Annotated in this window: 8 protein-coding genes; 4 read left to right on the top strand and 4 right to left on the bottom strand. The window is 34.1% G+C overall.

Translation table 11 applies throughout. From position 1 onward, the window contains the following. Positions 1–3: 3 nt before the first annotated feature. Both ACQKN2_RS24620 and hpaB read left to right on the top strand, forming a co-directional pair. Positions 4–66, top strand: a complete 63-nt coding sequence (locus tag ACQKN2_RS24620) for a hypothetical protein (RefSeq protein ID WP_427417267.1) — start codon at positions 4–6, stop codon at positions 64–66. Between the two features lie 435 nt (positions 67–501). Continuing rightward, positions 502–1953 (top strand): 4-hydroxyphenylacetate 3-monooxygenase, oxygenase component, encoded by a 1452-nt coding sequence (gene hpaB / locus ACQKN2_RS24615; RefSeq protein ID WP_427417266.1) that lies wholly within the window; start codon positions 502–504, stop codon positions 1951–1953. A 756-nt stretch (positions 1954–2709) separates the two neighbouring features. Here hpaB and ACQKN2_RS24610 read toward each other — a convergent pair. The 4 genes from ACQKN2_RS24610 to ACQKN2_RS24595 form a co-directional block, all read right to left on the bottom strand. After that, positions 2710–3072, bottom strand: coding sequence for a hypothetical protein (locus tag ACQKN2_RS24610; RefSeq protein WP_427417265.1), 363 nt, complete (start codon positions 3070–3072; stop codon positions 2710–2712). Positions 3073–3164: 92 nt separating this feature from the next. After that, positions 3165–4079: a helix-turn-helix transcriptional regulator gene (locus tag ACQKN2_RS24605; protein WP_427417264.1), complete on the bottom strand. Its 915-nt coding sequence runs from the start codon at positions 4077–4079 to the stop codon at positions 3165–3167. An 894-nt stretch (positions 4080–4973) separates the two neighbouring features. Continuing rightward, on the bottom strand, positions 4974–5423 hold the full coding sequence (locus tag ACQKN2_RS24600) for a hypothetical protein (protein ID WP_427417263.1): 450 nt from the start codon (positions 5421–5423) through the stop codon (positions 4974–4976). Between the two features lie 239 nt (positions 5424–5662). Continuing rightward, positions 5663–6151 (bottom strand): metal-dependent hydrolase, encoded by a 489-nt coding sequence (locus tag ACQKN2_RS24595; RefSeq protein WP_323646538.1) that lies wholly within the window; start codon positions 6149–6151, stop codon positions 5663–5665. A gap of 205 nt (positions 6152–6356) precedes the next feature. Between ACQKN2_RS24595 and ACQKN2_RS24590 the strand changes: the two genes are divergently transcribed. Both ACQKN2_RS24590 and ACQKN2_RS24585 read left to right on the top strand, forming a co-directional pair. Continuing rightward, complete coding sequence (locus ACQKN2_RS24590) at positions 6357–7601, top strand: ferredoxin reductase family protein (protein WP_427417262.1); 1245 nt, start codon at positions 6357–6359, stop codon at positions 7599–7601. 410 nt (positions 7602–8011) lie between these two features. Further along, a complete protein-coding gene (locus ACQKN2_RS24585) occupies positions 8012–8638 on the top strand; it encodes a nitroreductase family protein (RefSeq protein WP_427417261.1) in 627 nt (208 codons plus the stop codon). Positions 8639–8915 lie beyond the last annotated feature (277 nt).

The raw sequence follows: 8915 nt of genomic DNA, 5'->3' as shown, positions 1-8915 counted from the left end.
AACATTCGAATTCACGGAACACTAGGCTATTTAACACCAGTGGAATTCAAGCAACAGTCCTTATAATTTTTGTCCAGTTTAGTGTTGACATACCAATACCATTTTTAATTTAGAAGTGTTATTCAATTAAATGGCCCTTTAATGAAAACGAGCGCTGATCCTTGTTACAGAATCGCGCCCTTTAATGGAATAACAATTTTTTTAAGTATTTTGCTTAATAATTTCTTCTACGTAAGTAAGAAGATTACTGTAGGGCGCCCTCCCTTTCAAAAATTCTGATACCACATTCAGAGGTAATATCAAATTAGTTACTCCAATTCTTTCGATATTTCCTTATTGTTCAACTATCATGCTGCACTAGTTAAAGAAAGAATATTAGCATGCTCAAGTTACATAGAATAATTTTAGTAATAGTAATAAAATATTCGACGAATTTACTTGTTAAAACAGCTATAAACGAATAATTTTATTTAAATATCAATTAAAATTTGGGGGTGGAACATGGGGGTTATTAACGGAAAAGATTACATTAACCGATTAAATCAGCTAAATAATGAAATTTGGTACGACGGTGAAAAAATTGAGGGGTTGTTATCTGAGCACCCTGTCTTCAAAGGTCTTATTCAGTCCAAAGCGGATCTTTATGATTTGCAACATGATCCAAAAATAAAAGATGAGATGACTTTTATTTCTCCAGCATCAGGAGAGCTTATTGGTCTTTCCTATTTGCAACCAAAAACGAAAGAGGACTTAATAAGAAGAAGAAAGATGATTGAACATTGGGCTAGGTATTCAGGGGGTATCATGGGAAGAAGCCCAGATTATTTGAACACAGTTTTAATGAGCTTTGCCTCTTCAGTATCCTTTTTAAATAATAAGGACAAATGTTTTCCAAAAAATCTGCAAGCATTTTATGAATTGGCTAGGGAAAAGGACCTGTCGTTTACACATACCTTTATTTCTCCTCAAGTGAATCGTTCTTATATCTACATTGAAAATACGGATGAGCCAATCGCCGCAAAAGTTATTGATAAAAATGAAAAAGGAATCATCATTAAAGGTGCACGTCTTCTTGCTACTCAAGGTGGTTTAACAGATGAAGTATTAGTATTTAGCGTAGGTAAATTTCTATTTAATGAAGATGAAGCTTTTGCTTTTTCGATCCCTTCTAACACAAAAGGATTAAAGTTTATTTGTAGGGAAACATTCAGCGGCGGACAATCTTCTTTTAATTATCCATTAAGCTCGCGGTTCGAAGAAATGGATTCTATCGTTGTCTTTGACAATGTATTAGTACCTTGGAATAGGGTATTTTATTACAACAATGCAGAAGTAGCCGAAGAATTCCCAAATCAAAGCTCTTTCCATCCCTTTACTAAGCACCAAGTATTAACTAGACAAATTGTAAAAACAGAGTTCGTCTTAGGTATTGCTGAGCTACTTATCGAAACGATTAATATAAGCGAGTATCACCATATCCAAGAAAAGATGTCAGAAATCATCATTGGTCTAGAAACGATGAAAGCCTTATTAGAAAAATCGGAAAATAACGCAAAATTAGATGAATGGGGATATATGCGTCCAGAAATTTTCCCGCTTCAAGTTGCTGGTAACATCTTTCCTAAAATCTATCCTCGTTTCACTGAAATTATCCAGCTTGTCGGAGCTAGTGGAATGATTACATTGCCAACCGAGAAAGCATTTCATTCTATTATTAGAAATGACTTAGATTTTTATCTTCAAGGAGCTACTAAGACCGCAGTGGAACGAGTAAAAATATTTCGTTTAGCTTGGGATCTAACGATGAGTTCATTTGGAACAAGACAAACCCAGTATGAGCGATACTTTTTTGGCGACCCGATTCGATTATCCAGCGATTTATATAAGAAATATCCAAAAAATGAATATGTAAAGGTAATTAGTAATTTCTTGAATCTAAAAAAAGAAGAGTAATAGAAATTCTATTATTGTCTTAAGTGAATACAGGTTAAATAATTCCTTTTTAGGATCAAAATACTACGCTCAATCTTTTTATATATTGAGCGTTCTCCTATTTTTGCAATGATTCCATGCTATTTTAACGAAATTTTAGCTTTCTTTAAACCCTCTAAATCAACATTAAATGCAATATGTTTTTATGAAGCGTGGTAAGGGATTTCTGAGCCTTCCCTACCTATATCCAATCCAACTCTCTTCTTCATTATTAATTCAATAAAGCTGCTCTATTATCTTTTATAAAGTATAAGACTTAATTTTTTATAAAACTCTATTAATACTTGTAAATTTCCTAGTAATAAAAAACTTTCATTTCACTCAAAGGTCTAATGTTATTTAATTTTGTTCTTCTATTCTAATCCTTCTTCAACTAACCTGCCCCGTTAGCCTTAGCCATCCATGTCGTGTAAAATTAACACTACACCACAGAAAATGAAAGATGGTTGCGTTCTTTCATGGGAGTTCAATAAGAAAAAAAGAGCTGCATATGCAACTCAATGATCTTCAAGCAAAGCACCCCGTTAGTCCAAGAAGGTTTGTTCTTTTTTTTGTTTGATGTATAAATCAATTCTTTCTTTAGCACTTTCACTCTTACCCCACCATTAGTTATCGCACCAGTATGCAATACTAGGGGTCAGTGTATCATTTGTACAGAGAATCCAATAGAAACCAGAACAACATTTAAATAATACTCAAAGTTGTTCTGGTTCAGTTTTAGCTATTCTTTTTTTCTATTGTGATGATCATTTTTCCTTGTTCTAAAAAATAATTTCCATTGGCCATCTTACTTTTCAACTTTCCAGAAGTGACGCCTTCAGCAAAGATTCCTTTTTCTTCAAAGAACATACTATCAACTATTTTATTATCTGAACTTTCAAAAAAGCTGTATCCAATAAAAGTTGATGTTGATTTATGGATATCTTCTTTATTATATTCCGAATAAAAAATCGTATAGTTTGAATGCAAGATCCCACTAAATTCTCCTTCGATTGAATATTCAGCTGTTGCTTGAGCAATGGAATGAACGGGTTCTGTTTCTGTCCAACTTAAAAGATTTAAATCGCTTTTCAGCACCATAGTTATTTCATCTTCTTTCGTTAAAATTTGCGGAGTTAGTAACAACTCTTAAACATAATATACCATCACTAACCTGACAACTAATTGTCAAGTTAGGTAAAATAAATTCGAGTCATTTTTTCTATATGAGCCATTATTTTATTTTTAAAACTCTTGGGCGAAAGGACTTCGACCTGGGATCCAAAACTAAGAATTAACTTTACAACCCACTCTTCATCAGGATAAGAAATTCTAACTAGTAAATGGTCAACGCCACTTTTGTCAATGTTTGTTTCGGGAAACGAATCAAACACCTCTTGAGAACTGGTTAGAGGGAATCGTAAAACTATTTCGATTTTAACTATTTCTGATTCTAATGATTTCATCCAATTTGAAAATTCCTGATAACCGTCTAAGTATTCAAAGTATTCGGTAAATACTGAATTACCAACTTTCAGTTCATGTATTCGGGATAAACGATAAAATTTTGGTTTCGTCTCATTTTCTGGCCAACCGAACAGGTACCAACTCAAATGATAGAAGAATACTTGAATTGGTTTTACTTTTTTAGTTTCAAGCTGTTCTTTTTTTGCATAAGAAAAAGTAAGACACTTTTTATCTTTAATCGCTTGTCGAATATCGGTTACCTTAACTCCGTCCTTTTTATTTAAGAAAGAAAAATCAATTGAATTTTCTGGTTTGGACTCATTAAGTAAGGTTATTTTTGCAAGGATATTCTGTAACGCCTTGTCAGTATGTAAAGTCATCGTACTCGTTAGTGTTTCCTTGATTAGACGTAAATCCTCTTCTGTAAAGTAACTATGAGGAAAATAATAATCTTCGATTAGGCGATATCCCCCGAGATTTCCTTGTTCGGCATAGATTGGAAATCCAGCAAGTGATAGAGTATCCATATCTCGATAAACTGTTCGGGTTGAGACAGCCAAATGTTTGGCAACTTCCTCAGCTGTCACTTTTTGTTTATTCAATAAAATAAATATAATTTTTAATAAGCGCTCTATTTTCATAAGTATCCCCTATTTTTTCTTTTATCAAGTGCTCGATACAAGGTTGATTTCTATAATTTTGTTATGGCACAAATGTTCTTTATTGTCATATCGCCCTCAAGTAACAATTTAAATATATTAACTTATTCAATACCATTCCCTAAAACCCTTCTTCTTCAACTAAACTGCCCCGTTAGCCATTCATGTAGCGCAAAAATAAGCTCTTCACCACAGAAAATGAAAGATGATTAAATTCTTTCATGGGAGTTCAATAAAGAAAAAAAGAGCTGCATATGCAACTCAATGATCTTAAATTAACGCCTCCGTTACTTCAATAAGGATGTGCATTAAAAGTAATCGGGGATATCAAGTGATATGGAGTCGATATCATTTTCTTTTGAGTAATACATACAAACACTGTCTTTATATTTTTGACTATCATTAGGTAGTACAATAAAACCTAATCCTTTGTAAAATTCTATCCCAATATCACTATAAAGGAAAAAGTTGTTACAGTTTTCTTCCTGTTCTAATTTATTTATCGTTTCTTTGACCAATAAAGAAGCATATCCGTTTTTTCTTAAATTTAACAGGATTAACTGCATTTGCATCCAGTGTGGGAATCATAGGAGTGGCTCTAGTACTTGCACTTTCCAATGGTTTCAGTGAAAAAATTTCGGAATATGAATCTGAAATGTTGTCAGGTTTTCCAATTACAGTAAGTAATGGTGTGGTTAACTCGATTCCAACACAACCAGTGGTAGTTGACAGCAAGGAAATCAAAGCATATTCAAACAATGAATCAATAATTATAGTTTATTATGTAATACTAACTATATGGAGGCATTTTATATGTTTAAAATATTGGTTGTTGAAGATGATATAGTACAGTTAATATTTATTTGTTCTTGACTTTTAATAAAATAAACAAGTGACCATTGGTGTCAACATATAATCCAACATGATTGTCCAACCGATAAGAAACCCAAGTTGTGGATTAATTGATTTTTGAGTGAACGTATAAGCGGAACCGGCAATTGGAAATGCTTTTGCCATCTTTCCATAACTAAACGCAGTGAACAGTATTGCAAGAAAAGCGATAATATACGCCCCCATAATGACACCTTGTGAAGTGACAGTTGCGATTCCATATGTGTTGAAGAATACCATCGGGTTATTCCACGCAATCCCTAAAAATACAACTTGAGACAAAGTCAGTGTTCGCATTAATGTTTGTCGTTTCATATTAGCTCCCCCACCCGCATTTATAATTACAATCTTCTGAAGATCCGGATTTCTATTGATATTGACTATAAAGGTTTGTGTTACACAAAGGTCAACAACAAGATTAATATTTTCGGTCATGAAAAAACACTCCATGAAAATGCAGCAAAATGCGCAGTGATTAAGGACTCTAGCGAAGTAAAGCTACATTTTCGACGAACCTTTTTTATGAGCAATACTATCAATCCTTAAATCTCCTAAAAAAAATCAATCCTTTATGCTCCCTTGAATGAAAAAAAAAATACTCCCCTTAAATAAACAGATTTATTTATCTGTCTACCTAAAAAGGAGTATCTCACTCTAGTATTGGGTTTCTTTGATTATACGATATCAATAAGCTTAATAATAATTTCATAACTAAAAAAAACTGAAAGTATTGTTAACATCATATACACTACCTTTTCAGCTTTACTACCCGTTTTTGTAGTAATTGGTAGACGTACTGAAATAGATACTGGGAAGAACAGCTTAACACCCTTCTTCGTCCCCATATCAAGGAAAATATGACTTGCCATCCCTAATAAAATACCTAATGAAATGGATTCGTAAGGTATTAATGTATGTAGTAGCATCCAAATCAAAAATAAAAAAAGCAAACTATGTGTAAAGGAACGATGTCCAAACAAAGTATTGACCATTTTTGAAATGATAGGAAACTTCCTCCCGATTTTGCTGCCTCCATGGCAAATATCTGGAAGTAACGCACCGATAACGCCTGCTCCTACTAAAACAAGCGGATTATCATTAGAAATTTGTGCAAAAGCAAGGCTTGCAGTGATGCCTCCGATAATATGTGTATTCCCTTGCATGATTTACTTCCACTCCTTATGTCTCTATATTTTTACCTTTCTTAATTTATCACACTACACCCCGAAAGGGAACATATATTCCGAACAGACAATCCCCTTTTTTTATGACTACTCGAGAAAAACTCTCATAAAAATCAGAAACATTTCAGGTTCTTATTGTATATATAGGATGATTAGAGATAAAAATGAGTATTGGAGGTTATTTATGAAATCTATCAAAGGAATTTTGTTTATTATACTAATAATGACTAGTAGTGCTTACCTGTGGTATTTTGCTACACCTATAGAGCCTATCCATGCTGTTAACAGGCTTAGTCACATCATTGGAGGCATGGCCATTACGGGCTTCTTTCTTGTCTTTTTATTAGCAACAAGAATGAAAACTTTTGAACGTTGGTTCCACGGGCTAGAGAATGTTTATTTTTATCATAAATATATAGCAATATTTTCACTAGTATTGGTGATTATCCATGGACAATTACAAGGTCTAGTCCCCCGCTTGGATAAAGTAGAAAGAACTTCATTCAGCGAATTTGCGAAAGAACTAGGGTCACTTGGTCAATATGGTTTCATTGCGCTTATTTTAATTGCTCTTTTGGCTAAATTTCTAAAATATGAACATTGGCGGATCTTTCATCGGTTATTGCTTATCCCTTATACATTCGGAATTTATCATGCCTATTTTTCAAGCAGATACGATTTATTACAGCCTACAGCTTTAGGAATTTTCACCGCAATAACGGCGACTATCGGATTTATGTCAGCATTATATATGTTGACGATGTATCAGGATATGTTTTTTAAATATAATGGCAACATTACGGGGATCAAAAAATTGGGACCCAATGTTATTGAACTGGAGCTAACACTTGATAAAACAATACCGTATCGACATGGACAATTTATTTTTATCAAGATTTTACAAGATGGCATTGAAAAGGCACCTCATCCATTTTCTATTTCAGGTGGCGATGGAAAAAAAGTATTTATCTCTATGAAGGTACTTGGTGATTTCACAAAAAAAGTATATGATACCGTTCAACTGAATACACCAGTCACACTTGATGGTCCTTATGGTCATTTTAATTTTGAAAATGCGTCCCAACAACAAGTTTGGATAGCAGGTGGCATAGGCATTACTCCATTTTTATCTTATTTGCAATCACAGCCCGTCGATCGTAATATCGAGTTATTTTATACTTATCATGGTGAAGACAATGCTATCTATAAAGAATTTTTACAGGAGTATGCACAAACTAATCAACAATTTAGAGTGAACTTTATTGATACAGCCCAAATGGACAGGCTTTCATTTGAACATTTATCAGTGCCAGCACATACGAGTATTTTTATGTGTGGCCCCCAAAAAATGCTTAAACATTTTGCCAAGCAATTGAAAACCTGCAATAAAGATCTAAGCATTCACTTCGAAGCATTTAAATTTAAGTAATTAATCAATTATGCCTTGGCATAATTGCGTCAGGAATCGGCTTTGTGCTTAGGCCTGCACGAGGGCCGACACGATGTCGGTCATTTCGGTAATGCCACAGGACGTGGCGTTTTTGCCGATGCAGGTCAGTTAGCCGTTATCGCATGGATGCGATGATTTTAGGCTAACATCCTCTAAGAATTCCTTTCCGATTCCGTGACATCCGCCGGAGGCTTTAGGCCAACACGATGTTGGTCACTCAGTCGTTGCCACAGGACTTGGCGTTCTTAGACTGAGTTCCTATATTTCAGCGGGTGTTTGGATACCCGCTGAAAGAAGTTAAAACTCTCTAATTCGAGCAATTTACTTGGAATTTAAAAAAAGATATCGTATAGTAAAAATCTCACCAAAATTAAAGGAGATTTTTTAACATGACTACAACTAAAAGTTATTTAAATAAAGTAATGCACGATCGTAAATCTGTTCGTAAATATGAGACAAATTTTAAAATTCCACAATCTGAATTAGAGGAATTACTTGTTGAGGCAACAACCGCTCCCTCATCAAGCAATTTACAACCTTGGCGCTTTTTAGTAATCCAAGATGAAGCAGTAAAAAAAGAACTACGTATGATTGCTAATAACCAGGAACAAGTAGAAACTGCTTCTGCCATCATTGCGGTATTAGGCGATACTGAAATGTACAATAACGTAGAGGAAGTCTATACAAAAAACTTCGAGCTTGGCTACATGGATGAAGCAACGAAAAATATGATGATTGAAAATTCATTAAAGCTTTATTCAAACCTTCCTAAAGAAGTTCTAAAAAATATTGCTACATTTGATGCGGGCTTAATTTCTATGCAAATCATGCTTTTAGCAAAAGATATGGGCTATGATACGGTTACAATGGGTGGCTTCAATAAGGAGGCTTTTGCGAAACGCTTTGAATTATCAAACAATCTAGTGCCAATTGTCTTAATCGCCATCGGAAAAGCAGCAACACCGGCTCACGGCTCTTCTCGTTTAGCGCTAAATGACATTGCAACATTCATTTAAGACTATACAAAATGTTTTTTAGAATAAATATGATACACTGACTATAGAATAAAAAAGACTGGATGCGTTAACATCCAGCCAAAAGCAACAATCATGCCGCAAACATAGCCGCAGACCAAGTTAAAGTTCATAGAATTAGCCACCTTCCTTAGTGATATGCTCCCCATTAGGTAGACAGATTTAAAAATAAAATCTGTTTATCTAAGGGGAGTTTTTTTATGGCTCGAAGTAAGCATACGATTGAAGTGAAATTAAACGTTCTTCAATTATTAAATGA

This window comes from Lysinibacillus sp. NPDC093688 (assembly GCF_050280145.1).
GTDB classification, from domain to species: domain Bacteria; phylum Bacillota; class Bacilli; order Bacillales_A; family Planococcaceae; genus Lysinibacillus; species Lysinibacillus xylanilyticus_B.
The sequence above is the reverse complement of the archived record's forward strand: the minus strand, read 5'-3'. Positions and strand labels throughout refer to the sequence as shown.

What these genes read in the sequence shown, in the direction of transcription:
- ACQKN2_RS24610 (WP_427417265.1), bottom strand. Translation starts at nt 3,072, where the DNA reads ATGGTGCTGAAAAGCGATTTAAATCTTTTAAGTTGGACAGAAACAGAA.
- ACQKN2_RS24600 (WP_427417263.1), bottom strand. Translation starts at nt 5,423, where the DNA reads ATGACCGAAAATATTAATCTTGTTGTTGACCTTTGTGTAACACAAACC.
- ACQKN2_RS24585 (WP_427417261.1), top strand. Translation starts at nt 8,012, where the DNA reads ATGACTACAACTAAAAGTTATTTAAATAAAGTAATGCACGATCGTAAA.
- ACQKN2_RS24605 (WP_427417264.1), bottom strand. Translation starts at nt 4,079, where the DNA reads ATGAAAATAGAGCGCTTATTAAAAATTATATTTATTTTATTGAATAAA.
- ACQKN2_RS24590 (WP_427417262.1), top strand. Translation starts at nt 6,357, where the DNA reads ATGAAATCTATCAAAGGAATTTTGTTTATTATACTAATAATGACTAGT.
- ACQKN2_RS24595 (WP_323646538.1), bottom strand. Translation starts at nt 6,151, where the DNA reads ATGCAAGGGAATACACATATTATCGGAGGCATCACTGCAAGCCTTGCT.
- hpaB (WP_427417266.1), top strand. Translation starts at nt 502, where the DNA reads ATGGGGGTTATTAACGGAAAAGATTACATTAACCGATTAAATCAGCTA.